23 protein-coding genes are annotated in these 25,017 nt (G+C 70.8%); 13 read left to right on the top strand and 10 right to left on the bottom strand.

Features of this window, described 5'->3' with window-relative positions:
- Positions 1 to 43 precede the first annotated feature (43 nt).
- A complete protein-coding gene (locus tag QQX09_RS10165; RefSeq protein ID WP_301134210.1) occupies positions 44 to 481 on the bottom strand; it encodes a DUF1844 domain-containing protein in 438 nt (145 codons plus the stop codon).
- A gap of 278 nt (positions 482 to 759) precedes the next feature.
- Here QQX09_RS10165 and infC point away from each other — a divergent pair, with 278 nt between their 5' ends.
- The 4 genes from infC (at position 760) to QQX09_RS10185 (ending at position 2,955) form a co-directional block, all read left to right on the top strand.
- The gene (infC, locus tag QQX09_RS10170; RefSeq protein WP_367307558.1) at positions 760 to 1,368 is read left to right on the top strand and encodes a translation initiation factor IF-3; all 609 of its coding nucleotides are present in this window, start codon (positions 760 to 762) and stop codon (positions 1,366 to 1,368) included.
- Positions 1,369 to 1,462: 94 nt separating this feature from the next.
- A complete protein-coding gene (gene rpmI, locus QQX09_RS10175; RefSeq protein WP_062294442.1) occupies positions 1,463 to 1,657 on the top strand; it encodes a 50S ribosomal protein L35 in 195 nt (64 codons plus the stop codon).
- Between the two features lie 37 nt (positions 1,658 to 1,694).
- Positions 1,695 to 2,075: a 50S ribosomal protein L20 gene (gene rplT / locus QQX09_RS10180; protein ID WP_301134212.1), complete on the top strand. Its 381-nt coding sequence runs from the start codon at positions 1,695 to 1,697 to the stop codon at positions 2,073 to 2,075.
- Between the two features lie 28 nt (positions 2,076 to 2,103).
- Positions 2,104 to 2,955 (top strand): TrmH family RNA methyltransferase, encoded by an 852-nt coding sequence (locus QQX09_RS10185; RefSeq protein ID WP_301134215.1) that lies wholly within the window; start codon positions 2,104 to 2,106, stop codon positions 2,953 to 2,955.
- Positions 2,956 to 3,038: 83 nt separating this feature from the next.
- On the opposite strand, the gene QQX09_RS10190 is transcribed toward QQX09_RS10185, so the two are convergent.
- Together QQX09_RS10190 and QQX09_RS10195 are read right to left on the bottom strand one after the other, a co-directional pair.
- Positions 3,039 to 3,431 carry a hypothetical protein gene (locus QQX09_RS10190; protein WP_301134217.1) on the bottom strand — a complete coding sequence of 131 codons (393 nt, stop codon included), beginning with the start codon at positions 3,429 to 3,431 and terminating at the stop codon, positions 3,039 to 3,041.
- Positions 3,432 to 3,457: 26 nt separating this feature from the next.
- Positions 3,458 to 4,963: an HNH endonuclease gene (locus QQX09_RS10195; protein WP_301134218.1), complete on the bottom strand. Its 1,506-nt coding sequence runs from the start codon at positions 4,961 to 4,963 to the stop codon at positions 3,458 to 3,460.
- A gap of 329 nt (positions 4,964 to 5,292) precedes the next feature.
- Between QQX09_RS10195 and QQX09_RS10200 the strand changes: the two genes are divergently transcribed.
- The 5 genes from QQX09_RS10200 (at position 5,293) to pheT (ending at position 12,941) form a co-directional block, all read left to right on the top strand.
- Entirely contained in the window at positions 5,293 to 7,041 is a 1,749-nt protein-coding gene (locus QQX09_RS10200; protein ID WP_301134220.1) for a sensor domain-containing diguanylate cyclase, read from the top strand.
- A 10-nt stretch (positions 7,042 to 7,051) separates the two neighbouring features.
- Entirely contained in the window at positions 7,052 to 7,507 is a 456-nt protein-coding gene (locus QQX09_RS10205; RefSeq protein ID WP_301134223.1) for a hypothetical protein, read from the top strand.
- Positions 7,508 to 7,525: 18 nt separating this feature from the next.
- A complete protein-coding gene (locus QQX09_RS10210; RefSeq protein ID WP_301134225.1) occupies positions 7,526 to 9,037 on the top strand; it encodes a GGDEF domain-containing protein in 1,512 nt (503 codons plus the stop codon).
- A gap of 236 nt (positions 9,038 to 9,273) precedes the next feature.
- Positions 9,274 to 10,359 (top strand): phenylalanine--tRNA ligase subunit alpha, encoded by a 1,086-nt coding sequence (gene pheS / locus QQX09_RS10215; RefSeq protein ID WP_301134228.1) that lies wholly within the window; start codon positions 9,274 to 9,276, stop codon positions 10,357 to 10,359.
- Positions 10,359 to 12,941, top strand: a complete 2,583-nt coding sequence (gene pheT / locus QQX09_RS10220; protein WP_301134230.1) for a phenylalanine--tRNA ligase subunit beta — start codon at positions 10,359 to 10,361, stop codon at positions 12,939 to 12,941. Before pheS ends, pheT begins: the two co-directional genes overlap by 1 nt.
- 240 nt (positions 12,942 to 13,181) lie before the next feature.
- Here the strand turns inward: pheT and QQX09_RS10225 are convergent, their stop codons facing one another.
- The 3 genes from QQX09_RS10225 to QQX09_RS10235 form a co-directional block, all read right to left on the bottom strand.
- Positions 13,182 to 14,774, bottom strand: coding sequence for a hypothetical protein (locus tag QQX09_RS10225; protein ID WP_301134232.1), 1,593 nt, complete (start codon positions 14,772 to 14,774; stop codon positions 13,182 to 13,184).
- Between the two features lie 127 nt (positions 14,775 to 14,901).
- Positions 14,902 to 15,291, bottom strand: a complete 390-nt coding sequence (locus tag QQX09_RS10230) for a hypothetical protein (RefSeq protein ID WP_301134247.1) — start codon at positions 15,289 to 15,291, stop codon at positions 14,902 to 14,904.
- A 60-nt stretch (positions 15,292 to 15,351) separates the two neighbouring features.
- A complete protein-coding gene (locus tag QQX09_RS10235; RefSeq protein WP_301134249.1) occupies positions 15,352 to 15,663 on the bottom strand; it encodes a hypothetical protein in 312 nt (103 codons plus the stop codon).
- Positions 15,664 to 15,932: 269 nt separating this feature from the next.
- Here QQX09_RS10235 and QQX09_RS10240 point away from each other — a divergent pair, with 269 nt between their 5' ends.
- Positions 15,933 to 16,988: a phospholipase D-like domain-containing protein gene (locus tag QQX09_RS10240; protein WP_301134251.1), complete on the top strand. Its 1,056-nt coding sequence runs from the start codon at positions 15,933 to 15,935 to the stop codon at positions 16,986 to 16,988.
- Positions 16,989 to 17,088: 100 nt separating this feature from the next.
- Positions 17,089 to 17,667, top strand: a complete 579-nt coding sequence (locus QQX09_RS10245) for an HAD domain-containing protein (RefSeq protein WP_301134253.1) — start codon at positions 17,089 to 17,091, stop codon at positions 17,665 to 17,667.
- A 66-nt stretch (positions 17,668 to 17,733) separates the two neighbouring features.
- Here the strand turns inward: QQX09_RS10245 and QQX09_RS10250 are convergent, their stop codons facing one another.
- On the bottom strand, positions 17,734 to 19,173 hold the full coding sequence (locus QQX09_RS10250; protein ID WP_301134255.1) for a hypothetical protein: 1,440 nt from the start codon (positions 19,171 to 19,173) through the stop codon (positions 17,734 to 17,736).
- A 214-nt stretch (positions 19,174 to 19,387) separates the two neighbouring features.
- Here QQX09_RS10250 and QQX09_RS10255 point away from each other — a divergent pair, with 214 nt between their 5' ends.
- The gene (locus QQX09_RS10255; protein WP_301134257.1) at positions 19,388 to 20,995 is read left to right on the top strand and encodes a sodium-dependent transporter; all 1,608 of its coding nucleotides are present in this window, start codon (positions 19,388 to 19,390) and stop codon (positions 20,993 to 20,995) included.
- Complete coding sequence (locus QQX09_RS10260; RefSeq protein WP_301134259.1) at positions 20,992 to 21,135, top strand: methionine/alanine import family NSS transporter small subunit; 144 nt, start codon at positions 20,992 to 20,994, stop codon at positions 21,133 to 21,135. Before QQX09_RS10255 ends, QQX09_RS10260 begins: the two co-directional genes overlap by 4 nt.
- Positions 21,136 to 21,213: 78 nt before the next feature.
- Here QQX09_RS10260 and QQX09_RS10265 read toward each other — a convergent pair whose 3' ends face one another.
- The 3 genes from QQX09_RS10265 to QQX09_RS10275 form a co-directional block, all read right to left on the bottom strand.
- Positions 21,214 to 22,401, bottom strand: a complete 1,188-nt coding sequence (locus tag QQX09_RS10265) for a transglutaminase domain-containing protein (RefSeq protein WP_301134261.1) — start codon at positions 22,399 to 22,401, stop codon at positions 21,214 to 21,216.
- 87 nt (positions 22,402 to 22,488) lie between these two features.
- A complete protein-coding gene (locus QQX09_RS10270; RefSeq protein WP_301134263.1) occupies positions 22,489 to 23,538 on the bottom strand; it encodes a hemolysin family protein in 1,050 nt (349 codons plus the stop codon).
- Positions 23,535 to 24,932 (bottom strand): hemolysin family protein, encoded by a 1,398-nt coding sequence (locus QQX09_RS10275; RefSeq protein ID WP_301134265.1) that lies wholly within the window; start codon positions 24,930 to 24,932, stop codon positions 23,535 to 23,537. The genes QQX09_RS10270 and QQX09_RS10275 overlap by 4 nt, the downstream gene beginning before the upstream one ends.
- Between the last annotated feature and the right edge of the window lie 85 nt (positions 24,933 to 25,017).

The raw sequence follows: 25,017 nt of genomic DNA on the forward strand, positions 1-25,017 counted from the left end.
TCACCCCTCGCGCCGTCTCGACGGCTGTCCTCCCCAGTCGTCACTACGTGACCGCCCCCGTGTACTTCTCGCCGGGCCCGTCCCCGGGCCTGTCCGGGACCACCGAGGCCTCCCGGAATGCCAACTGTACGCTTCGCAGCCCGTCCCGGAGGACGCGCGCGTGAGTGTCCCCGAGATCGGGTGCGGCGGCGGTCACGAGTCCCGCAAGCGCGTTGATGATCGTCCGCGCCTCGTCGAGGTCCTTGAGGTCCTCGCCTTCCTCCGCCAGACCGCACCGGAGTGCGGCGGCACTCAGGAGGTGAACGCTTACGGTGGTGATAAGTTCCACGGCGCCGACGTCGGCGATGTCGCGGGCCGCATCGGTGACCCCCGCATCGTCCTCCGGAAGTCGTTCGAGGGGCGTCGCGGTGGGCTCGTCGGGGGCCTCCGGTCCGTCCGATCCGGAGGGACCGGGACCTGCTGCCTGGTCATTGCTGCTCATGCTTGCTATTCTGGTGCATCGACCGGTTGCGGCAGGTGTCGCAACACGCAAGTGGAGTCCACCTCCCACCCTAGGACCATGAGGACCAGGGTCTCGGTTCCGGCGGCCGCCGTATGGACGGGCCGTCGTTGCTGCGGTGGCCTCTGCTCGTGTTCGGGCAGGGGCCTTTTCCCGTTTCTGGGGCAGGTGTCGGCCGGGAGGTCTCCAGGAAGCAACGGTAAGGAGCCGCTATCAACGAGCCGCGCATCAACGAGCGCATCCGTGTCCCCGAGGTCCGCCTGGTCGGTCCGAAGGGCGAGCAGGTCGGCATCGTCCGTATCGAGGATGCCCTCCGTCTGGCGCAGGACGCCGAGCTCGACCTGGTCGAGGTGGCGCCCAACTCGCGTCCTCCCGTCGTCAAGCTCATGGACTACGGAAAGTTCAAGTACGAGGCTGCGGTCAAGGCACGCGAGGCACGTCGCAACCAGGCGAACACCGAGATCAAGGAGATGCGGTTCCGCCTGAAGATCGACGAGCACGACTACGAGACCAAGAAGGGTCACGTCGTCCGGTTCCTCAAGGGTGGCGACAAGGTCAAGATCACGATCATGTTCCGTGGTCGCGAGCAGTCCCGTCCTGAGATGGGCCGCCGCCTGCTGATGAAGCTGGCGGAGGAGGTCCAGGAGTTCGGCGTCGTGGAGAACGCGCCGAACCAGGAGGGCCGCAACATGTCGCTGGTCCTGGGTCCGCTGAAGAAGAAGGCGGAGGCCAAGGAGGAGCAGCGCAAGGTGCGCGAGGAGCGCAAGGCCGCCGAGGCGGCGGCGCGCGACGAGCGCAAGGCGCCCCACAAGGGTGCCGAGGTGGGCGACGAGGTCGCCGCGGAGGTCGAGGAGACCGCCGCCGAGTAGCCGTCGCGAGACGCACACAGGCTTCGGGCGCCAGCCGCCCGTGAAACGTGCTGGGTTCCACCGGGCCCAGCCAGACCTAGAAGGAGAGGCAGCAATGCCCAAGAACAAGACCCACTCGGGTGCCAAGAAGCGCTTCAAGCTCACCGGCACCGGCAAGGTGAAGCACGCCTCGGCGATGAACGTCCACAAGTTCGAGGAGAAGCACTCCTCGCGCAAGCGCCGCGTGGCCCAGGACCAGATCCTGTCGGACGCCGATTCGAAGAAGATCAAGAAGCTGCTGGGCAAGTAAGCCCCGCCCTCTCACACGTACCTTTAGGAGAACTGAAATGGCACGCGTCAAGCGGGCGGTCAACGCCCAGAAGAAGCGCCGGACGACCCTCGAGCGCGCTGCGGGCTACCGCGGCCAGCGCTCGCGCCTCTACCGCAAGGCGAAGGAGCAGGTCACCCACTCCCTCGTCTACTCGTACAACGACCGCCGCAAGCGCAAGGGCGACTTCCGCAAGCTGTGGATCCAGCGCATCAACGCTGCGGCCCGTGCGAACGGCATGACCTACAACCGCTTCATCCAGGGCCTCAAGGCCTCGGGTATCGAGGTGGACCGCCGCATGCTCGCCGAGCTCGCGGTGAACGACGAGGCCGCCTTCGCGACCCTCGTCGAGACGGCGAAGAAGGCCCTCCCGGCCGACGTCAACGCGCCCGCCGCGTAAGACGCCTCTCCAGGAAGGCACCCGCCGCATGACAGAACGCCCCGCCGGGCCTGCAGACCTCTCCGTCACGCTTTCGAATCCGAAGGCGGAACGGGTCAAGAGAGTCGCGGCCCTGGCGGGGCGTTCTGCGCGTTCGCGGGCGGGTGCCCTCCTCGTCGAGGGCCCGCAGGGTGTGCGCGAGGCCGTGCGCTACGCCGCCCCGCGGGTCCGCGACGTCTACCTCTCGCCCGACGCGTCGCTCCGCTACCCCGAGATCACGTCGGAGGCGCTGGAGGCGGGGCTCTACGTCCACCTCGGCACCGATGCGGTCCTCGAGGCGATGAGCGCGGACGCCCAGGGCGTGGTCGCGGTCCTCGACTCGACGGGCACGTCGCTCGACGACGTGGTCGCCGCGGCGCCGAGGCTGGTCGCGGTGCTCTCCAACGTCCGCGACCCGGGCAACGCAGGCACCGTGATCCGCTGCGCCGACGCCGCGGGCGCCGATGCGGTGGTGCTCGCCGGCGAGTCCGTCGACCCCGGCAACCCCAAGGTGATCCGCTCGACCGCGGGAAGCCTGTTCCATCTTCCGGTGGCGCGCGCCCCGCTCGCGGAGGCCGTCGAGGCCCTGCGCGGTGCCGGTCTCACCGTCCTCGCGGCCGACGGCTCGGGCGAGGACCTGCTCGGCGACCCGACGGCAGGTGCCGGCGCGGGCGGCTCGGACTCGCTCGCCGGTCCCACGGCGTGGGTCTTCGGCAACGAGGCGTGGGGCCTGCGCCCCGACGAGCTCGCGCTCATGGACGCCGTGGTGCGCATCCCCATCCACGGCCATGCGGAGAGCCTCAACCTCGGCACGGCCGCGGCGGTCTGCCTCTACGCCTCGGCGACCGCGCAGCGAGCCTGAGCTGTTTCTCCTGAGCGGTTTCTCCCGAGCTGTTCCCCCGACGGGCTGAGGAGAGCCTGTAGCGCATGCCTCGTGCGCTCCCCTCAGGTGCCTGACTCCGCGGGCGTCCGGGTCTTCGTGCGGCGCGTCGCGTGGCGCGCCGCACGACCATGGCCCGCGACGCGAAGCGTCATCGCTGCCATGAGCGAGGCGGCCGCACCGGCCGCCGCGGCGGCAGCCCCGGCGAAGGCTAGCGACCCGGCGGTGCGGCAGCGCGCCGCGACGTCGAGCGCGTCCGGCGGCGGGTCCCCGCCGGGCGTGTTGAAGGCGCCGTTGAGCACGGTGTCCCAGGGTGCAAGGCAGCGGTAGGAGTCGCCGTACGAGGTCCCGCCGATGCGGGGGTTCCACACGACCAGCGTCAGTGCCAGAACCGCGAGGACGATCGCAATGATCGCCCAGGTATTCGACCACATGTTCGCCGCCGCCGCTCGCCTCATGGCGCGAACCTACGTGCGCCTGCCCTTCAGAACAACCCCGTCGGCGCACCCCGCGTGGGTGTCGACGCCCTCACCCCACGACTCGCGGTGGGTGACACCGGAGGTGCGTTGCCCGAGCGCGCGCCGCTACCGAGATCTGGATCGCCCGACGACACCCGGGCGCTACCTCCGAGGCGTGGCTCCCGCGACGGGTCCACGTCGGGAGGTGGGATGAACCACACCTGGCCGTCCCTCACCACGATCTCCCATCCCGTGGCGTGCAGTTGCACGTGACACGAGCGGCAGAGGAGGACCCCGTTGCTCAGGTCCGTGCGGCCGCCCTTGGACCAGTCGAGGATGTGGTGTGCGTCGCACCAGGCAGGCGGGCGCCCGCACCAGGCGCAGCCCCCGTCCCGGCGGGCCAGCGCGATCTTCTGATAGCGCGTGAAGAGCCGCTCCCGGCGCCCCAGGTCGAGCGGCACCGACGGGCCGCCCATGACCGCCGGGATCACGCCCGCATCCGCGAGCATCGCGCGGAGCGACTCGATGCTGAGGCGCGTCGACAGGTGCTCCGTCTCGACCAGCCCCGCGCCTCGGCGCAGGTCCTCGAGGTCCACATGCACCACGACGGTGGTCTTCACGCCGGTGGTCATGGACGAGCAGTCGAGGCCGTGCTGGGCGAGATCGGCGAGCGCGTCCGCGCGGACCTGGCCGGCGGTGCGGTTGTCGTCGAGCTCACGGTCGCGCCGACGCTGGAACGAGTCCTTCACCTGGGCGTCGAGCCACGCCACGATGGGCAGCGCGGTCGCGGCGTCGAAACGCCCCGTGAGCGTCACCATTCCGTCCGCGTCCTGGCGCACGAGCAGATGGCGCGCCTCCCGGCGGCGGCGCTCGTCCGCGAGGAAGCGCGCGTGGTCGTACTCCTCGCGCTCACGCTGGCACGCACGTCGCAGGTCCGGGATGTCCAACCGGAAAGCCTTCTTCACCAGGCGCTCCTCGACGTCCATGGCCGTCTCGTCGTCCATGCCCTCGAGCGTCTGCACGATGAGCGACGCCGCCTCCGGTCCGATGAGTCCCGCGCGCAGCGCCTCGCCGACGGGGGAGAGGGGCGCCTCATCCTGGTCCTCGTCGTCGTCCGGTCCGTCGCCCGAGCCCTCACCCGAGCCCTCGTCAGGGTCGTCCGGCGAAGGGTCGGGCGTGTCCTCGGGATCCGGATCCGGCCCCGGATCCGGGGTGGGCTCGGGCGGCAGCATCGCGAGCCCCGCCTCGATGAGCCGGCGCGCCTCGGCCGGCGACACCCCGGCACGGCTCCCGATCATGCGCTCGGCGGACGCGTAGCCCTCCTGACGCGCGAGCCCGATCGCCCCGCCCGTGGACCGCAGCGAGATCTCCGCGGCGAACGACGCGTAGACCACCTTCGCCGCCGCCATGATCGCGGCGGCGACGGCCTCGCCGTCGAGCAGGGCGTCCTTGCTCAGCGCCCCCGGGTCCGTGCCGTCCAGCTCGCGCGCGCCGGCGACCGAGGTCTCGAGCCGGGCCGTGGAGATCGCCATGTGACAAGTCCACCACCAGGGTCAGACAATTCGGACGTTCTCCACAGGGCCGAATCGTGGACCGCGGAGGCCAGGGGTGCGACGGGGTGGACGGCGGCGGGAGCGGGCCGCGACGGGGTGGACGGCGGCGGGAGCGGGCCGCGACGGGGTGGACGGCGGCACGGGCGACGCACAGGGAGACGGCGGCACGGGCGACGCACAGCGAGGCGGCGGGGACCACACACAGGCAGGCGTCGCGCGCGACGACGGCCAAGCTCCAACGGCACCCTGTGACGAAGACCACCCCTGGTTCAGCCCGACAAGCGCCGGAAGGAACGGACAATAGAGACATGTGGTTCGGGAGCATGAGGTGGCGGATGGCGCCCTCGCGCGGCGTCATCGTCGCCGTGGTCATCGTTGCCACGGTCCTCATCGGCCAGGCGGCCACCTCGCTCCTCAACGCCGTGCTCGCGGACCGCGCCCTCCAGGCCGCCGCGGCGGACACCTACACGTACGTCGGCGACCTCATGTCGGAGCGGGTGGGCGACTTCGCCGGCTCCGCTCAGGACGTGGTCGAGGGCACCGCCTCCGAGCTGGTCCGCCACGGCGGCACCATGGACGAGGACGCCCTCGTCCGCGCGCTCGCCGACCGCCTCGACCGCGAGCCCGCGGTCGGCACCATCTTCGTCGCGGACACCGACGGCAACCTCCTCGCGCTCGCGGGCGCCGACGCCGGCTACACGCGCCTCGACGTGACCCCGCTCGCAGCCGGCGGCTCGGCCGTCGAGGTCGTCGACTACGACGCCGACCTCACCGAGACCGCCACCGAGACCACCACGGTCGCCTACACCGCGGCCTCGCGCCCCTGGTACCAGGACGCCCTCGCCGCGGACGGCCTGGTCTGGACCGACCCGTACATCTCCGTCCGCACCGACGAGATCGTGGTCTCCCCGGTCACCGCGGTGCGGGTCGGCGGCGAGGTCGCCGCGGTCGTGGGTGCGGATCTCGACCTCGATCTGCTGGGCGCGCTCCTCGAGGACATCCCCATCGGCGCCGACGCCCGCGCCTTCATCCTCACCGGCGACGGCGCGATCGTCGCGGCCCCCACCGCCCGCCGCGACGAGCTCCAGGCCATCCTCGACGAGACCGACGGCCTCCCCGGCGCCGAGGACTTCGGGCTCCCCACGGTCGCCCCGAGCACGCTCGACGACGAGGGCGACGCCATCCGCACCCGCGACGACACGGTCAGCCTCGAGCGCACCATGGACCCCGACACGGGCCTGGACTGGGTCCTCCACCTCGACGCCAGCACCGCCGACCTCACCCCGTCGATCGACGAGTTCAAGCGCGCATCGTCCTGGGTGACCGTCATCTCGATCCTCATGGTCCTGGTCGCCGCGGCCGTCGCGCTGCGCCTGTGGCGCCCCATCCGCACGATGCGCGTGCGCGCCGCCACCGACGCCCTCACCGGCCTCGCCAACCGCTACGAGTACAACCGCCGCCTGCGCGCGATCCTGCGCTCCGCCGAGCACACCGGCGACGCGGTCCTCCTCATCGCGCTCGACCTCGACAACTTCAAGCAGGTCAACGACGACCACGGCCACGACGCGGGGGACGTGGTCCTCGCGGCGGTCGGCGACGCGCTCCTCGAGTCGGTCCGCGTGCGGGACGTCGCGGCGCGGGTCGGCGGCGACGAGTTCGTCGTCGTCATGCGCCTGGGCGAGCGCGGCTCGCCGATCGAGCTCGCGCGCCGCCTCCGCGACGACGTCGCCACCGCGATCCACGAGTCCTTCGCCGGCGCATCCGGGGTCGGCGCCACCGCCGGCTTCGCGACCACCGGCGACGTCGGCCACGAGCCCGGCCGCCTCAGGACCGCCGCGGACGATGCGCTCGTCGCCGGCAAGCGCGTCCGCAAGGGCCGCACGTACGCCTACGGGCACGCGGCGGGCAGCGCATCGTCCCGGGACGATGCGCCGGACGGGCCGGCGGACGACGCGTCCTCCCGCCCGGTGGACGATGCTCCGGCGGGGCACGGCGACGACGAGGGCGCCGGCTCCGCGGGGACGTCGCGCTCGGCTGGTAGTCTCCCCGGGAACTGAGGGAGGCCCCATGGAGAACACGCGCCGGCTCGACATCCCCGGAGCGCGCGGCAAGGTCGAGGTCGACGGTGTCCTGGGCATCCTCTACAAGGTCCGCATCGACGGCCAGGTGGTGAAGCGCCGCAAGGGCCGCTGGGACGTCCCGCTGCGCAACGGCAGGACGGGCGCGCTGTCCTCGAACGGCGTCATCCCGGGCTTCCAGACCCTCCGCTTCGACGGCGAGCCGATCCTCAAGATGGGCGCCCACGTCGAGCCCGCGGTCAAGATCGCGATGTTCGCGCCGGTCGTCCTGATCCTGTGGGGCTTCGTCGGCGCGATCCTCACGGTGCTGATGCTCCTCACCAACATCATCCTGGTGAAGAACCCGCACATGCCCATGGGCCTGCGCCTCGGGCTGCCGGTGATCAACACGGTGGTGATGGCGATGGCGCTCACCCTGATCGGCGTGCCGAACCTCCTCTTCTAGCCGACACCAGCCCCGGACATGTCCCGCCGCCTCGCCGTCCGCAGCCCCTCGGACCCGTTGCCGTGGGCGTTCGGCGTCGTGGTGGCGGCGCTCGTCATCATCGGCCTCACCACCGTGGTGGTGCGCGAGAGCGTGAGCGCGGACTCGGCTCACGCCGCGATCGAGGGCACCACGCTCGTCGGCGACGCGACCGCGGTGCAGCTCGAGGGCGCGACCCGTCCCGCGGAGGCCACGGTCCGGACGGTCGCCGGCGCGATCGGCGTCGACGGCACCATCCTCGGGGACCCGGACCGCATGCTCGAGGAGCTCGGCCGCCTCATGGACGGCCAGTCCACCATCGCCGCGATCACCGTGGCAGCGGAGGACGGCTCCGAGGCCGAGCTCGACCGCCGCCAGCCGGGCTTCGTGTTCCGCACGATCGCCGCGGACGGCACCACCGACGTGACCGTCCTCGACGAGACCCTCGAGCCGACCGAGCCGCTCGGCGAGGCGCCGCGGCGCGCCCGCCCGGAGCGCGCGTGGCTCGATGAGGCGCGCTGGTCGACCGGGGTCGTCTGGAGCGACCCCGAGCAGGTGCCCGAGGTGGGCCGCACCGTGGTCCACGCCTCCATGGCGGCGCGCGACGCCGCGGGCACCACCGTCGCCGTCGTGTCGGTGCGCCTCGACGCCGAGGTGTTCTCCCGCCTCCTCCTGAGCGCGCCCGCCACCAGCTACGGCGACGCCTCCGTGGTGGGGGAGAACGGCGTGCCGCTCGCCGGCGTCCCGGGGCTCGGCCTGCCGGACGATGCGGCGACCGAGCAGGCGTCGCGGGGCACCGTCGCGATGGGCGACGTGGTGACGTACCAGCGCCCCGTGGGCGACAGCCTGCCGTGGGTCCTCACGGTCGCGGTCGACGCGGAGCAGGTGCTGCCCGCGATCGCGTCGCTCGACCACACGATGCTCCTCTACACGGTCGTCATCGTGGTGGTGACCCTCATCATGAGCCTCCTGCTGTGGGCGTTGCGCCGCCCCGCGGGCGAGGTCTCCGTGCGCGCCCGCACCGACGCCCTCACCGGGCTGAGCAACCGCCACCACTTCGAGGTGCGCGGCAACGACGTCCTCCAGGCCGCGAGCCGGCGCGGCACCGTCGTCGCGGTCGCCGTCTTCGACCTCGACAACTTCAAGTCCATCAACGACGGCGCCGGGCACGAGCTGGGGGACGATGCGCTGCGCGCCGTCGCCGACGGCCTCGCCCGGGCGTCGGGCCCGCGGGACGTGGTGGGCCGCCTGGGTGGCGACGAGTTCGCCGCGGTGCTGTGGCTGGCCGCGGACGACGACTCCGCCACCGCGGTCGAGAGGCTGCGCACGAGCGCGCACATGACCCTCGAGCGGGCGGTGGGAGACCGCTTCGAGGTGGGCGTGAGCGCGGGCTGGGTCGACACCACCGCCGGCGAGTACCGCCTGCCGACCCTCGTGCGCGCCGCGGACGACGCGATGATGGCGGGCAAGCGCACCACCAAGGGCGTCGCGTACGAGGGCTCCCACGCCTGAGGCTGCCCGCCAGTCCTACCGGGTCCACGCATCGTCCTGCTACCGTGGCGTCATGAGCACGAGCCTGGCCCGCGTCACGCGTCGCGCCGCCGTGCGCCTCTTTCTCTAGGCCCGGGGAGACCCCCCGGGCCTGACGGCATGCCCCGCGCCCGCATCGTCCCGCGCCCAGCCGCCGGACGTGCCCGCGCTCCCGCTAGACTTCCCCCGGTTGTTTTCGAGGCTGTGAAGGGCCACCCATGACTGATCTCTCCCCGCTCGACGCCGCCGGCGTCGACGCCGCCGTCGAGGCCGCGCTCGCCGCGTTCGCCGCGGCATCCACCCTGGACGAGCTCAAGGAGGCGCGGCTCGCCCACACCGGCGACAAGGCGCCGCTGACGCTCGCCAACCGCCAGATCGGCGGGCTCGAGCCGTCCGACAAGGCCGCCGCCGGCAAGGCCATGGGTGGCGCCCGCGCCGCCATGGGCCGCGCGCTCGCGGCGCGCACCGCGGAGCTCGAGGCCGAGCGCGACGCGCGCGTGCTCGTCGAGGAGGCCGTGGACGTCACGCTGCCGACCTCGCGCCAGCAGCCCGGCGCGCGCCACCCGATCGAGACGATGCAGGAGCGCATGTGCGACCTGTTCGTGTCGATGGGCTGGGAGGTCGCCGAGGGCCCGGAGATGGAGGCGGAGTGGTTCAACTTCGACGCCCTCAACTTCGACCCGGACCACCCGGCGCGCGAGATGCAGGACACGTTCTTCATCGACCCGCCGTCGTCGGGGCTGCTTCTCAGGACGCACACCTCTCCCGTCCAGGTGCGCGCGGCGCTCGAGCGTCGCGACTCGCTCGACGAGGGCCGCGGCATCTACGTGGTGTGCCCCGGCAAGACGTTCCGCACGGACGAGCTCGACGCGACCCACACGCCGGTGTTCCACCAGATCGAGGGCCTCGCGATCGACAAGGGCCTCACCATGGCCCACCTCAAGGGCACGCTCGACCACTTCGCGCGCGCCCTCTTCGGCCCGGACGCGATCACGCGCCTGCGCCCGGCCTTCTTCCCGTTCACCGAGCCCAGCGCCGAGATGGACCTGCGCTGCTTCGTGTGCGGCGGGGACGATGCGGCGTGCCGCACGTGCCGCGGCACCGGCTGGATCGAGTGGGGCGGCTGCGGCATGACGCACCCCAACGTGCTCCGCGCCGCCGGGATCGACCCGGAGAAGTACACCGCCTTCGCGTTCGGCATGGGGATCGAGCGCACCCTGATGTTCCGCCACAACGTCACCGACATGCGCGACATGGTCGAGGGCGACGTGCGCTTCTCTCAGCAGTTCGGGATGGAGATCTGATGCCGAAGATTCCGCTCAGCTGGCTCGCGGAGTCGGTTGCCCTGGTGCCCGATGCCACGCCGGTGGACATCGCCACCTCGCTCGCCCGCGTGGGCCTCGAGGAGGAGGGCATCCACGGCTCGGGTGTCGAGGGCCCGCTCGTCGTGGGCCGCGTCATGTCGCTGGTCAAGGAGGAGCAGTCCAACGGCAAGACCATCAACTACTGCCGTGTGGACGTCGGTTCCTACAACGACCCCGAGGGCCCCGGCCACAAGCCCGACCACAAGGTCGAGTACCCGTCGTCCAAGGGCATCGTCTGCGGTGCGCACAACTTCGTCGAGGGCGACTGGGTGGTCGTCGTGCTGCCCGGCGCGACCCTGCCCGGCCCGTTCCCGATCTCGGGGCGCAAGACCTACGGCCACTGGTCCGACGGCATGATCTGCTCCTCGAAGGAGCTGGGCCTCGGCGACGACCACTCGGGCATCATCGTGCTGACCGAGATGGGCTTCGACGCCTCCGAGCTGGAGCCCGGCCAGGACGCGATCGCGCTGCTCGGCCTCGACGAGAAGACCATCGAGATCAACGTCACGCCGGACCGCGGCTACTCGTTCTCGATCCGCGGCGTGGCGCGCGAGTACGGCCACGCGACCGGCGCATCGTTCACCGACCCCGCGGGCCTGCCCGTCTCGGGCGAGGTGGGCGAGGGCTTCCCGATCCTGATCGAGGACGAGGCGCCCGTGCGCGGCAACGTCGGCTGCGACCGGTTCGTCGCGCGCATCGTGCGCGGCTTCGACCCGTCGGCGTCGTCGCCGACGTGGATGAGGACGCGGCTCGAGGCGGCCGGCATGCGGTCGATCTCGCTCGCGGTGGACGTCACCAACTACGTCATGCTCGAGCTGGGTCAGCCCCTGCACGCGTACGACCTCGCGACGCTCACCGCGCCCATCGTGGTGCGCCGCGCGCGCCCCGCGGAGAGCATCGTCACGCTGGACGACGCGACGCGCGTCCTGCACGGCGAGGACCTGCTCATCACGGACTCTCTCGGCGGCCACGCCGAGCGGGCGATCGGCATCGCCGGCGTCATGGGCGGCGCCCTGACCGAGGTGTCGGAGTCGACCACCGACGTGCTCCTCGAGGGTGCGCACTTCGACCCGATCTCCGTCGCGCGCACCGCGCGCCGCCACAAGCTGGGCTCGGAGGCCTCGCGCCGTTTCGAGCGCGCGGTCGACACCGCGCTGCCGCCGGTCGCGGTGCAGCGTGCGGCGAACCTCCTGGTCGAGCTCGGCGGGGGAGTCATCGAGGAGGTCTACACGGACGTCGACAACGTCCCGGCCGTGGAGCCCATCGAGATGGACTGGGACTTCCCCGCGCGCATCGTCGGCGTGCCCTACACGGCCGAGCAGGTCATCGACGCGCTCGAGCAGGTGGGCTGCCTGGTGGAGCGCGACGGCGAGGTGCTCATCATCACGCGCCCGACGTGGCGTGCGGACCTCGAGGGGCCGATCAACCTGGTCGAGGAGGTGGCGCGCCTGCAGGGCTACGAAGGCCTGCCGTCGGTGCTGCCCGTCGCGCCCCCGGGGCGCGGCTACACGCACTCGCAGCTGGTCCGGAAGTCGGTCGCTCGCTCGCTCGCCGAGGCCGGCCTCACGCAGGTGCTCACGTACCCGTTCATCTCGGAGGCGCGCCTCGACGAGGTGATGCTGCCCGCTGACGACGTCCGCCGCGACGTCATCCGCCTCGCCAACCCGCTGTCGGCCGAGCAGCCGCTGCTGCGCACCGCGATCCTCGAGACGCTCGTGGACGCGGTGAAGGTCAACCTCGGGCGTGGCGCGCAGGACGTGGCGCTGTACGAGACCGGTCGCGCGTACCTGGGCCGCCTGGTGGGCGCCATCCCGGCGACCTACTCGGGCACGTCCATCACGCCGGACGACGTTCTCGCCTTGAATGAGGCGATTCCGGGCCAGGTGCGCCGCGTCGCGGGCGTCATGGCCGGCAACCGGGTTACCGCGGGCTGGGACGGCCACGCGACCCCGTGGCGCTGGACGGACGCGATGGCGATGGTCGAGAAGGTCGAGCGCGCGTGCGGCGTGGTCCTCGAGATCTCGAACGAGGCGGGGGAGCGGCAGTCGACGGCTCCGTTCCACCCGGGCCGCGTGGCGGTCTACCGCCTCGAGGGGCAGATCGTCGGCGTGGCCGGCGAGGTGCACCCGAAGGTCTGCGAGAACCTCGGGCTGCCCGCGCGGACGGTCGCGTTCGAGCTGCTGCTCGACCCGCTGATCGACGAGTCCGAGGGCGTGCTGGTGACGGCGTCGCCCGTGTCCGGCCAGGTGCTGGCGAAGGAGGACTTCGCTTTCGTGGTCTCCTCGGATGTCGCCGCGGGCTCGCTCGTCGACGCCGTGATCGAGGCCGGTGACGGCCTGGTCGAGGATGCGCGCGTGTTCGACGTCTACACAGGCGAGCAGATCGGCGAGGGCAAGAAGTCGCTGGCCATCAACGTGAGGATGCGCGACGCGGACCACACGCTCTCGGCCGACGAGGTGCTGTTGGTGCGCGAGGCGATCATCGCGGCCGCGGGGGAGAAGTTCGGGGCTGTACTGCGGTAGCGCGTTCTGAATGGTCGATGCGGCGGCCGGCGAGGGAGAGCCAGCCGGCCGCCGCATTCATGCCACATTGGCCCAAGTCAGCGAAGGGACTTGCCACCTGCAAGCGCGCACTTGGCAACCCCTCAAGTACCGAGCGGCGCGGGCAGGGACTGAACCTGCGCCGATGACCGGGGTTTGCGCTGCTGCAAACTAGGGTCTGGGACGGTTGGCGGACCGTAGCTTTGTGGGCCGTCCTGGGGCCTACGAGGCTGTTGAACTGGCGTCAAAAATGGCCGGATCCAGAATCACCCGTCGGATACTTCGCTTATCCGCGAATGGCACCACGCGCGGCTCCTCTTCCACCTGCTCAACTTCGAACAGAGTGCCCGCCGGTTCAGCTTTCGTTCGCTTTAGGTCAACGTACGTGCCGTAGTCGAGTGCGTATATGTTGTACCGCTGGCCAGGATTTTCCTTGTCACTGTATCCGCGCGAGATCAGGTGGATTACGCGCCGGTCAAACAGCGACTGGATCATCGGATGCGAGGCATTCTCACGGCGCAGCATGAACATTTTTGTCTGGCGCGCGCCGATAACGTCGGTAATGATCTGATGAAGAGCCGCGTGCTGCTGTGGCGAAAGCTCTGCCGACTTATCGGACTCGTACCAATCTCTTGCCGCATCCTCAACAGATCTGAGCTCGATTTTCTCGCGCTGACCATTCCTGGACTTGAAGAACGCCGAGTCGAAGATGCCCAAGAAGTCGCGTGCAACGCCCTCGCCGGCCCGGACGAGTTCCAGGAAGGTCGCTTGCTCGGTGAAGAGTCGTGCGCGCAGTGCTTTAGCGTCGCGGATTCCGATCGCACTAAGTTCAACGGCTGCCTCACCGTACGCAACGTGCTTGAAGAGAACTTCTTCAAACAATGCGCCGACCTGCTCGGGGTTCCGCTCGTAGACGTAGTAATCATCGAGATCAATGTTGGCTGCAACGTCGGCGCCAAGTTCGAAGCCGATAGCGTTGGCTCCTTCTTGGGCAATCGCAAAGCGCGAGCGGTACTCCAATGACGCAATCTTCACCGTTACGGCGCTGCTTGGGAAGATCGACCGATTGAGGAAGTGCGCGATGTGCGGTTGGAGGTCGAGTGGCAGTGAGTTCCATTCGTCGAGCAGGATCGTGAGGTTGTCGATACCGAGTGCGGCGAGGGCGCGCGTGAGATAGGAGTGAACCTCCGAGAACACCAACGTGTCATTGAGGATCTCGGTGTACGACTCGGCCTGGCTCGTCTGCGTGTTTTCTTGGCTATTGAGATCAGCCCCGAACTTGAGGCCAGCCGTCCCGGTTTCGGCGCTCAAACGTCCGTTGGTCTCGTGGCTGGTACGGACGCTCTTGGTGACGGCCCGTTCCCGCACCGTCGCTGCTCGAGAGACTATGAAGTCTGCAAACGCGCTCACGGCTTCAATGCCTGATCCGTCTGACTTAGGATCGGTCGCATAGTCCATGAGCGTCGACTGGATGATGCCCAGGAGATCGCGAAAGACTGCCACGCAGCGGTCGGCGATAGGGCGGTTTTGATCGAGGTAGAGGTGGGAACTGCCAAGGAGCCGGAGGTCTACGTACGCGGTGGCGGTGGTACCGCCCTTCGCTAGTTCTGTAGCGAGGTATTGCAGAAGGTGTGACTTTCCGGTCCCGCGCCGGCCGTAGAGAATTTGATTCTTTGCATTCGACATCTGGGCCAGCACGCCCGCATCGACGTATGTCGAGCGTAGGAGGCTCGGATCGGCTTGGCGTTCCGAGCGCGGCACGATGTTGCTTACTGCGTTCTCGACAACGCGATTCCTCAGCAGTGACTCTGGCATGCGTCGACGCTAGCCGCGTTCTGGCTGGATAATGACACGCAACGCCGGTATGTAGACGGAACGTGTGCCGTGACTCCGGGTATGTTCCATGCTGGCATTGACCGAGTTTCGGTCGGAGCGCCTCAGATCAACGGCTCGTCGGCCGCGAGATCGCCTCAACCGCCTCCGGCTCGGGAGCCGCACTGGCAGCCCGGGCCGGCGCCTCGTCCAGCGTCCCGCGGAACGCCATAGATCCCGCAGCGCCGATGAGCATGATCAGTTCGCGTGCTACGATCATCGCCCGCAGCCGGCGCGGGTGGACCAGCGCACCGGCGATCACCTGCACCGGCGCGGCCCACGGGAGAACGTCGCCGTCCGTGGCGAGCACCGAATGCCTGAGCCGGACCTTCGCGACGCCCGGCACATCCGACGTCTCCTTCGAGGCCTCGACCTTTGGGATCGAGTTCGCTGCGTTAAGGTCGCGGTCGACCAGCGCGGGCTTGAGCTGATCGACTAGAGGCCGCCGCCGGATTGTCACCTCGTTCTACTCGGCGATCGCGAAGGCACTGTGGGTATCCGCGTCCAGTGCCGCGACGAACTACTTTGGCTCCAGCCAAAGCGACCGTTCGCACACGGTCGTGAGCGCCCGCGAATCGACCACCGTTGCGATCGCCGACCGGATCGCGATTGGCGCCTGGTCCGCCAGCAGGGACCCGAGCGAGATATTCCCCTGCGCCAGGAGCGGCGTGGCGTTCGAGTCGATCTCCTGGTCTGCCAGGTCCTCGACCAGCGTGTCGGTGTCGATTTGCATTCCGATCGCCTCGGACGTCTCGTCCACGATCAGCGCATTCACCGCAGGGTCCTCCGCCAACGGCGCGAGCGTCCGCACGACCTTCGCGGCGTCGCTCACCCCTCGCCGCGAAGCCCTCGACCGCCGCACCGGCGCGACGATCGATCTGAGTGTGACAACTATGTCACCGAGGAGCAAGTCTCCGCGTTTGTGCCCTGTCGGGCCTAGTGCGTTGGAGGCCCGAGGGACGATTCGGTGTTCGGCGCAGCAGGTCGACCACACTCGACGGCGACGGGAGATCGTCCAGACCGATGTCGGTGGTCGCGCCCGCATCGCCGCCGCGCGGCGCGCCTCCCTAGACTGGGAGGACAGTAGGAAAGCGTGGATCTGTGTCCAGTGCACCGGCACCAGCACACGGCGAGCACTTCGAGGTTCGCCGCGGGGGTCTCGCGCCGCCCCAGCTGCTCCGGGGCGAGGACTACGTCGCCGACGCGACCAGCCGCATCCACGATGCGAAGCGACGCGTGCTGCTGACGACGTTGACCATCGCACACGACCACCGCACGGACGACCTCATCGAGGCGCTCGTCTATGCGGCGCGGCGCGGGGTCGAGGTATCCGTCGCCGCCGATGTCTTCACGTATGCGGACGCCGCCGGCACGTTCCTCCCCACCGGCTACCGCACCAAGCTGTGGCGCGCCTCCGACACCCTTGCGTCGAAGCTCGTCCGCGCGGGTGTGCGCTTCACCTGGCTCGGGCGTGAGAAGGGACTGCCGTGGCGGGGCCGGACCCACACGAAGTTCTGCGTGGTGGACGATGCGGCCTATGCGTTCGGCGGGGTGAACCTGGACCGGAAGGGCGTCGAGAACGCCGACTTCATGCTCAGGATCGCGGACGCGCGGCTCGCGGACGACCTGGAGACGGTCTATCACCAGATCCAGCACATGAACGCGCATGAGCGTGGGCACGAGTCGCTCGAGTATCGGTACGGCAGCGACCGGGTGCTGGTCGACGGCGGCATCCCCGGCGACTCGATCATCTACCGCCGGGCGGTGTCGCTGGCGCGGCAGGCGGACCGGGTGCTCCTCGTGTCCCAGTACTGCCCCACGGGCGAGCTGGGCAAGGTCATCAGCGCGCGCGAGAACGAGCTCTGGTTCAACCCGCCGCGCAACGCCAGCCCCGCGAACCGCGCGCTCATCGCCTCCTCGATGCTGTGGACCGGCCATCGATCGATGTACACGGGGACGCGCTACCTGCACGCCAAGGCGATGGTGTTCTTCCGCAACGATGGCGCGCGTGCGGCGATCACCGGGTCTCACAACTTCGTGGAGGGCGGCGTGCGCCTCGGCACGCGCGAGATCGCCTTGGAGACGCACCGCCCTGAGACGGTCGCGCAGATCCTCGACTTCCACGCGCGCTACGTCCGCGGCGAAGGCGAGGACTGAGCGCCTCGACGGGCACAGCGCGGCTCCCCATGAAGTCCCGCTGCGCCCCCTTGCCGGCCTCGCATTCGACACGCAGCGCCCTGCGGCACAGCATCGAGGTGTGAAGCATTCCTGGAGGAAGCAGCACGACGGCATCGTCGCCGTCCTGCTCGACGTCGACGGCGTCCTCAGCCCCTTCGCCTCGAGCGCCGCCGACCGCGCCCACTGGCCCGCAGACTCCTGGCGCTCGTTCATCCTCGACGGCATCTACGAGATCGAGTGGTCGGCGGCCCTCGTCGACCGGCTCCGCGAGATCTCCGAGACCCCCGGCGTCGCGACGCGCTGGTGCACCACCTGGGGTCGTCGGGCGCCGGCGGTGCTGGGCCCCGCGATCGGCCTGGGCGCGAAATGGCCCGTGCTCGACGATGCGGGCGGCGCCTTCGCGGTCTCGCCCGGCTGGTGGAAGGCGCAGCGGGCGCGCGAGGCGCTCGAGGAGTTCACCGCGGTCGTCTGGGTCGACGACTTCATCGACGGCTGGCGTGAGGCCCGCGCCGAGCTCGACGAGCCCGGGCCGCGATGGTGGGACACCGACCGCCTGCTGATGATCAGCCCCGCCTCGGACCGCGGCCTCGAGCCCGCTCACCTCGACGCGGTAGAGCGCTTCGTTCGCGATCGCCTCGACAACCGTGAGGATCCGTGACGGTTTCGGACCGCAACGACCCTCAACGGTGAGGAAGAGTGACGCCGAGCAGGCAGGGAACGGCGCCTAGATCTGCGGCTCGTCCTCGAACTCGTCGAAGTCGGCGTCCGCCACCTCGACAACGTCCGACTCCTCATCCACGACGGAGTCCTCGTCACCCGTCACTGCAGGCCCGGGCCCCCGGAACACGAGGAACAGGCCGGCGGCGACCGCGAGCACCACGGTCCCGACCACGACATCCCAGACGTTGAGCGGCCGCATGGTCGACACGAGCACCGCGAGCACCAGCGCGAGCCACAGCCACAGCAGCCAGCCCATCCGGTGCAGCACCACGCCCACGCCCTCCGGACGCCAGCCCCGCGCGTCCAGCGCCGCGGACCCCCGCGCCAGCCACGACGAACCCGACCGGCGCACACCCGAACCCAGCGACGACCCGCCGGAGAAGACCCCCGCGAGGATCAGCAGCACCCCGAGCACCGCGTACGCGAGCATCACGGCCGAGATCTCGCCGGTGAGCTGACCGTAGATGGCGTCGGTCGCGTCGGTCGGCACCTGCGTCGCGATCATCGCCGCCGCGACGGAGCCGCCGATCGCGATCGAGCCCGCGAGCACCGCTCCGACCACCAGCAGCAGCGTGCCGGCGACGATGATCGCGCGCGGCCGCCGCGGGTGGATCGCGATGCCCACGATGAGCAGCAGCAGCGCGACCCACGGGAGCACGTTCCCCACCGTGGTGAGCACGGAGTACGCCAGCCGCGCCTTCGCGATCGCCGGCACCTCGGCCACCGTGATGCTCGCGTTCACGTCCGGGATCGAGTCCGCCAGCGTGAAGCCCGCATCGACCAGCGCCGGCTTGAGCTGCGCGATGATCGGTGCCAGCTGGATGGACACCACGCCCGTGTCGTCGATCGACACCGCGCCCTCCGCGTCTGCCTCGAGCACCGCCACCAGCTGCTTGTGGGTGAGCCGCAGCGCCTCCTCCCACACGGTCGCGAAGGCGTCGGACTGCACCACGGTCGTGAGCGCGCTGCGGATCGCCACGCGCGCCTGGTCCGCGAGCAGCGGCCCGAGCAGCTCCGACGCGTTCGCGAGCCGCGGCGTCGAGTCCGCGTCGATCACCGACGACAGCAGCTCGTTCACCAGCGCATCGGTGTCGAGGGCGTCGTCGATCGCGGCGGTGCCCTCGTCCACGATGAGCGCCTGCACCGCTGGGTCCTCGGCGAGCGGCGCGAGCGTGCGCACGAACGCCTCGGTGTCGCTCGTCTCGCGCGCCGCGAAGCCCACGACCGTCGCCACCGGCGCGAGGAGCGTCGCCACCACGATGAGCACGATCGCGAGGAACGCCCGCCCCCGGTGCCGCGGCGCCGGCGCCACCGGGCCGGCGACGGCGGCGGGAGCCTCCGCCCGCATTGCCGCGTTCTCCTCGAGCGCCCCGCGCAGGCGCGCGTTCTCGGCCTCGAGCTCGGCAAGCCGCGCCTCGATCTGCGCCTTCGTCGGTCCAGCCATGACCCCTCCTCGCGATGCACGGGCGCGCCACCGAATCCCCTGGTGAGGCGCCTTCCCCCATCTGAGCGTAGGGCCCGGGACGGCCCGCGCGCACCCGTTCGTCGGCACGATGCGCGGCGCATCGTCCGTGCGCCCGCCCGCGCCCGCATCGTCCGCCCTCACCAGGCACGATGCGCGCGCCCGGTTTAGCGTGAGCGATGGAGGGGAGAACACCATGGCCGAGCAGCCCGCAGCAGCACCCCACACCCACGAGAAGCGCGAGCACTGGTCCGGCCAGACCGCCTTCATCCTCGCCGCGATCGGCTCCGCGGTCGGGCTGGGCAACATCTGGCGCTTCCCCGGTCAGGCCTACGAGAACGGCGGCGGGGCGTTCATGATCCCGTACCTGGTCGCGCTGCTGACCGCGGGCATCCCGATCCTCTTCCTCGAGCACGCGATCGGCCACCGCTTCCGCGGCTCCGCGCCGCTCGCGATGAAGCGCGTGCACCGCCATGCGGAGGGCGTCGGCTGGCTGCACGTCGCGATCTGCTTCGTCATCGGGCTCTACTACACGGCGATCATCGCGTGGGCGCTCAGCTACTTCTTCTTCAGCTTCAGCCTGTCCTACCAGGACGATCCCGCCGGCTTCTTCCTCGGCGACTACCTGCAGCTGGGCGAGGCGGGGACCGTGAGCCTCTCGTTCGTGCCGCAGGTCATCATCCCGCTCGTGGCGGTGTGGCTCATCACGATCGTGGTCCTCGCGCTCGGCCTCCACAACGGCGTCGAGCGGCTCAACCTCATCGGCATCCCCGTGCTGGTGGCGACGTTCATGGTGATCGTGGTCCGCGCGCTGTTCCTCGACGGCGCGGGCGACGGCATCGAGGCGCTGTTCACGCCCGACTTCGCGGCGCTCGGCGATCCGCAGGTGTGGATCGCCGCGTACGGGCAGATCTTCTTCTCCCTGTCCCTCGCCTACGGGATCATGATCACGTACGCCTCGTACCGCCGCCGCCGCTCCAACATCACGTCGCCCGGCCTGGTGGTCGCGTTCGGCAACAGCTCGTTCGAGCTGCTCGCCGGCATCGGCGTCTTCGCCGCGCTGGGCTTCCTCGCGAGCCAGCAGGGCGTCGCGGTGGGGGACCTCGAGGGCCTCGCCGGCCCGTTCCTGTCCTTCGTCACCTTCCCGGCCGTCATCGCGGAGATGCCGGGCGGGCAGTTCTTCGGGGCGCTGTTCTTCGCCTCGCTGGTGCTCGCGGGCCTGACGTCGCTGGTGTCGGTGCTGCAGGTGGTGTCGTCGGCGCTCCAGGACAAGCTCAACCTCAAGCCGCGCACCGCCGCGGTCGCGGTCGGCGGCGTCAGCGCGGTGCTGTCGATCGTGGGATTCGGCACCACCACCGGCCTCTACCTGCTCGACACGGTCGACCAGTGGTCGAACCAGCTCGGCATCGTCGCGGGCGCGATCACGATGATCGCCGCGGCGATCTGGATCGGCCGGCGCGGCCACGAGCTCGAACGTCACCTCGCGGCGGTCTCCACCCTCAGACCGGGCAAGGCGTGGCTGTGGCTGGTGAGCGCGGTCGCGCTGCTGCTCATCTACATGTTCGTCGACAAGGCCGTGTCGCTCCTCATCGACGGCTACGAGGGCTACCCGACCTGGTACCTCGTGGTCTTCGGATGGGGCACCGTCGCGTTCCTCGCGCTCGCGGCCCTCCTCATGCCGCTGATGAGATGGCGCAAGGACATCGTGCACTTCCATCCGTGGCCCACGCGTGAGCAGCTCAACCTGCCCGCAGACGTGGGGGAGCGCCATACGGAGGACTACGACCCGAGGAGCGGATCATGAGCACCGAGGCCCTCATCCTCATGCTCGTCTCGATCGTGCTGATCTGGGGCGGGCTCGCCGGCTCGATCATCGTGCTCGCGCGCAAGCCCGAGAACGACCACATGCCCGAGGGCGGCGAGGACACGCGCGTCCCCGACTAGCTCCCACCCGCGCCCCGCTGCGGGGAGACCAGCGACGGTTTCAGGAGGTTCGTGACTCCTGCGGGGAACTCAGCGACGCTACGACGAGTAGTCGCCCAAATGCGCGTCCACCACCCAGTCGCTGTCGGTGATGCGCGTGATGAGCCGCGGGTCCCCGTCGGCGAGCATGAGGTAGTCGTGGCTGGTGCGCGGGTTGGTCGACGGGTCGTCCCACGTGACGTCCACGAGCAGCCACTCGCCGTCGACCAGCACCTTGTTCCACGCGTGGTCCCCGCCCGTCGCGCCCGCGAGGTCCGAGCCCGTCACCTGCACCGCCTCGAGCCCCGCCGCCTCCGCCATCGCCAGGAAGGCCTGCGCGTAGCCGTTGCACACCGCGGTGCCCTCGACCAGCAGCCCGTACGCCTCCTGCGACCGGTCGACCACCGCGTTGTCCTCCCCGCGGTTGATCGCGTCGTAGGCCTCGTAGTCGTACTCGCCCCGCGACACCAGGTAGTCGTGGATCCGCGTCACCTTCTCCTTGTCGGACGATGCGGCGGTCGCACGGGACGCGCTGAGCCCGAGCTGGACGGCGGTCGCCGTGAGCGAGCGGCGCCGGTCGGCCTCGTCGACCGCGTACGTGTACACGGGATGCAGCTCGACGCCGACGGTCGTCTCCCAGAACACCCAGCCCTTGACGAAGGCGTAGGGGTTCTGGGTGACGGCCTCGCGCAGCGCGTCCTCGATCGCCGGCCCGCCGAGCTCCTCCGCCCAGAACGTGACGTCGATGGCCTCCTGCTGCGCGATCATGGCGGTCTCGAGGTAGCGCACCAGCTCCGTGGAGCCGTAGACCGGGTAGTCCACGGTGGGCGCCACGGGCGCTGTGGTGGGGGTGAGCGCCTCGGCGGCGGTGCGGCCCAGGTTCGCCCACGACGGGAGCAGGCCCGCGTCCGCCGCCCGCCCGGCCCAGAGCACCCCGAGGAGCGCCACCACGACGAGCAGCAGGACCGAGGTCCGCCACCTGCGCCGACGCGCACGCCGGTGCACGCCCGCGGGCTCGGCTGCGGGCGTCCAGGTCCGTGCGGGCGTCGTGTACGCGCTGGGCGAGACGCCGTGCTCGATGCGGGTGTAGAGGTTGCGGACGCGTCCCGTCCACCGTGTGCCGTCCCAGTAGCGTTCCAGGTCCGGGTCGCCCGGGTCCGGAAGCCACCCCGACGCGGGCAGGCCCGAGGCACGGCGCTCCTCCGGGCGCAGCGGTTCCGGCTGCCACTCGGTTGGATTGAACGACACGCTGCCCCCCAGCCCGGAGCGCCCTCATCGCTCCTGGCGGGAACCTACCAGCGACGACGCCGGGGGAGAAGGGCGTGCGTCACACGCCTACGCCTCGACGGCCTGAGCCGCGTCCACCACCTCGCCCACGAGCCGCTCGATGACGTCCTCGAGCATCGCGGCACCCAGCACCTCGTCGGTCTCCGGGTCGCGCACGAGCGCGAGATGCGTGCCCTTCGCCTGCATGGCGGAGAGCGCCTCCTCGAGCGACGCCTCCGGTGAGATCACCGTGAGCGGCCGGATCGCATCGTCCGGCACGGGCTTGGTGGCGCCGCCGCGCGGCACCGACGCGAAGTCCTTGAGGTGCAGGTAGCCCGCGTACCCGCCGTCCTCGCCGACGACCGGGAAGCGCGAGAAGCCGGTGCGCACGCACTCCTTCTGCGCGCGCTGCGGCGTCACGTCGACGGGCAGGGTCGCGAGCGAGGCGAGCGGCGTCATGACGTCCCGCACGGTCTCGAAGCTGAGCGTGAGCGAGCCCGAGAGCACCTGGTGCTCGTGCTCGTCCAGCAGCCCCTCGGAGCGGGACTCCGCGAGGTAGCCCTCCACGTCCTCCGCGCGGAAGGTCGACGTGACCTCGTCCTGCGGCTCCACCTTGAGCAGGCGGAGCACCACGTTCGCGGACTGGTTGAGCAGCCAGATGAGCGGCTTGAGCACCCACACGATCGCGTACAGGGGCGGGCCGAGCACGATCGCCGCACGCTCCGGCCCGGCGATCGCGATGTTCTTGGGGACCATCTCGCCGAGCACCATGTGCAGCGCGACCACGATGACGAGCGCGATGGTGAATGCGATGCCGTGCACCCAGGCGCCCGTGATGCCGATGGCCTCCAGCGGCACCTCGAGCAGGTGCGCGACGGCGGGCTCGGCGACGGCACCGAGGCCCAGCGAGCACGCGGTGATGCCCAGCTGGGCGCCGGCCATCATGAGCGACACGTGCTCCATCGCGCGCAGCGTGATCCGCGCGGGGCGCGAGCCCTCTGCCGCGCGCGGCTCGATCTGCGTGCGGCGGGCGGAGATGAGCGCGAACTCGGCGCCCACGAAGAACGCGTTGCCGAGCAGCAGCGCGACGGCGATGAGCAGCGCGGTGTAGTCGTTCATCGGCCGGCCTCCTCGCGCGCGTCGTCCGTGGACTCGGCATCGGGCTCGGGCGGCGCGACCACCTCGACCACCACGCGGTCCACGCGGTGCCCGTCGAGTCGCGTGACGCGCATGCTCGCGGTCACGGGCGTCGGGAGGCCGTCCTCGTCGCGCGCGGACTCGTCGCGCGCCTCGAGCTCGACCACGTCGCCCACGTGCGGGAAGCGCTCGAGCCGCTCGGTCAGCAGCCCGCCCAGGGTGTCGGACTCGCGCGCCTCCGGCAGCTCGAGGCCCATGACCTCGCCCGCCTCGTCGGGACGCAGCAGGCCCGACAGGGACCAGCGGCCGTCGCGCAGGCGGCGGTGGCGGCTCACGGGCCGGTCCTGCTCGTCCTCGATCTCGCCGACGATCTCCTCGACGAGGTCCTCGAGCGTGACGATGCCGTCGGTGCCGCCGTACTCGTCGACCACCACGGCCACCTGCGCGCCCTCGCGCAGCGCCGCGAGCACCGCGCTCAGCGGCATCGTCGACGGCACGGACGCGACGGGGAGCGCGATCTCGCCCACCGTCGTCGACTTGCGGGAACGTGCGGGCACCGCGAGGGCCCGCTTGAAGTGCGCGACGCCCACGATCTGGTCGACGTCCTCGCCCATGACGGGGAAGCGGGCGTGACCGGTGCGCGAGGCGAGCGCGAGCACGTCGGCGACCGACGCATCGGCCTCCACGAAGTGCACGCGCGTGCGCGGCGTCATCGCGTCCGAGGCGGTGCGTTCGCGCATCTCCGCGGCGCGTGCGAGGCGACGCGCGACGCGCGGCTCCAGCGTGCCCTGCTCCCCGGAGCGCTCCGCGAGCGACTGCAGCTCGCGCGCGGACCGCGCGGACGCGAGCTCCTCGCGCGGCTCGATGCCGAGCATCCGGACGATGCGGTTGGCGCCCCCGTTGAGGACGCGGATGAGCGGGCCGGCGAACCACGTGAAGCCGCGCTGCGCGCCCGCGACGGCGCGGCCGATGCGCAGCGGCTCGGCGATCGCCCAGTTCTTGGGCACGAGCTCGCCGAACACCATCTGCGTGCCGGTGGCGAGGATGAAGGCCAGGGTGAGCGCGACGCCCAGCGCGGTCGCCTCGGGCAGGCCCGCGGACTCGAGCGGGACGCGCAGCAGCGTCGCGATCGACGGCTCCGCGATGAAGCCGACCATCAGCGAGGTGACGGTGATGCCGAGCTGCGCGCCCGACAGCTCGGTCGACAGCTTCTTGAGGCCCGCCTGGAGCGAGCGGGCGCGGCGGTCGCCGGACTCGGCGGCGCGGTCGACCGTCGGACGGTCGACCGTGACGAAGGCGAACTCGGCCGCGACGAAGAGCGCGTTCGCGGCGATGAGCACGACCGCGAGGAGAAGGAGCAGCCAGGCCTCGGTCATCGGCGGGCTCCCTCGCGCGAGGGGTGGACGGGGGCTGGCGCCGGATGCGGGTCGGGGACCGCGTGCCGGCGCTCGGGACTATGGC

It is taken from the genome of Demequina litoralis (assembly GCF_030418455.1).
GTDB lineage: Bacteria > Actinomycetota > Actinomycetes > Actinomycetales > Demequinaceae > Demequina > Demequina litoralis.

Excerpts from the sequence above, each read along its gene's own strand:
- QQX09_RS10165 (WP_301134210.1), bottom strand. The coding sequence starts at position 481 with ATGAGCAGCAATGACCAGGCAGCAGGTCCCGGTCCCTCCGGATCGGAC.
- rpmI (WP_062294442.1), top strand. The coding sequence starts at position 1,463 with ATGCCCAAGAACAAGACCCACTCGGGTGCCAAGAAGCGCTTCAAGCTC.
- rplT (WP_301134212.1), top strand. The coding sequence starts at position 1,695 with ATGGCACGCGTCAAGCGGGCGGTCAACGCCCAGAAGAAGCGCCGGACG.
- QQX09_RS10185 (WP_301134215.1), top strand. The coding sequence starts at position 2,104 with ATGACAGAACGCCCCGCCGGGCCTGCAGACCTCTCCGTCACGCTTTCG.
- QQX09_RS10190 (WP_301134217.1), bottom strand. The coding sequence starts at position 3,431 with ATGAGGCGAGCGGCGGCGGCGAACATGTGGTCGAATACCTGGGCGATC.
- QQX09_RS10195 (WP_301134218.1), bottom strand. The coding sequence starts at position 4,963 with ATGGCGATCTCCACGGCCCGGCTCGAGACCTCGGTCGCCGGCGCGCGC.
- QQX09_RS10200 (WP_301134220.1), top strand. The coding sequence starts at position 5,293 with ATGTGGTTCGGGAGCATGAGGTGGCGGATGGCGCCCTCGCGCGGCGTC.
- QQX09_RS10205 (WP_301134223.1), top strand. The coding sequence starts at position 7,052 with ATGGAGAACACGCGCCGGCTCGACATCCCCGGAGCGCGCGGCAAGGTC.
- QQX09_RS10210 (WP_301134225.1), top strand. The coding sequence starts at position 7,526 with ATGTCCCGCCGCCTCGCCGTCCGCAGCCCCTCGGACCCGTTGCCGTGG.
- pheS (WP_301134228.1), top strand. The coding sequence starts at position 9,274 with ATGACTGATCTCTCCCCGCTCGACGCCGCCGGCGTCGACGCCGCCGTC.
- pheT (WP_301134230.1), top strand. The coding sequence starts at position 10,359 with ATGCCGAAGATTCCGCTCAGCTGGCTCGCGGAGTCGGTTGCCCTGGTG.
- QQX09_RS10225 (WP_301134232.1), bottom strand. The coding sequence starts at position 14,774 with ATGCCAGAGTCACTGCTGAGGAATCGCGTTGTCGAGAACGCAGTAAGC.
- QQX09_RS10250 (WP_301134255.1), bottom strand. The coding sequence starts at position 19,173 with ATGGCTGGACCGACGAAGGCGCAGATCGAGGCGCGGCTTGCCGAGCTC.
- QQX09_RS10255 (WP_301134257.1), top strand. The coding sequence starts at position 19,388 with ATGGCCGAGCAGCCCGCAGCAGCACCCCACACCCACGAGAAGCGCGAG.
- QQX09_RS10260 (WP_301134259.1), top strand. The coding sequence starts at position 20,992 with ATGAGCACCGAGGCCCTCATCCTCATGCTCGTCTCGATCGTGCTGATC.
- QQX09_RS10270 (WP_301134263.1), bottom strand. The coding sequence starts at position 23,538 with ATGAACGACTACACCGCGCTGCTCATCGCCGTCGCGCTGCTGCTCGGC.
- QQX09_RS10275 (WP_301134265.1), bottom strand. The coding sequence starts at position 24,932 with ATGACCGAGGCCTGGCTGCTCCTTCTCCTCGCGGTCGTGCTCATCGCC.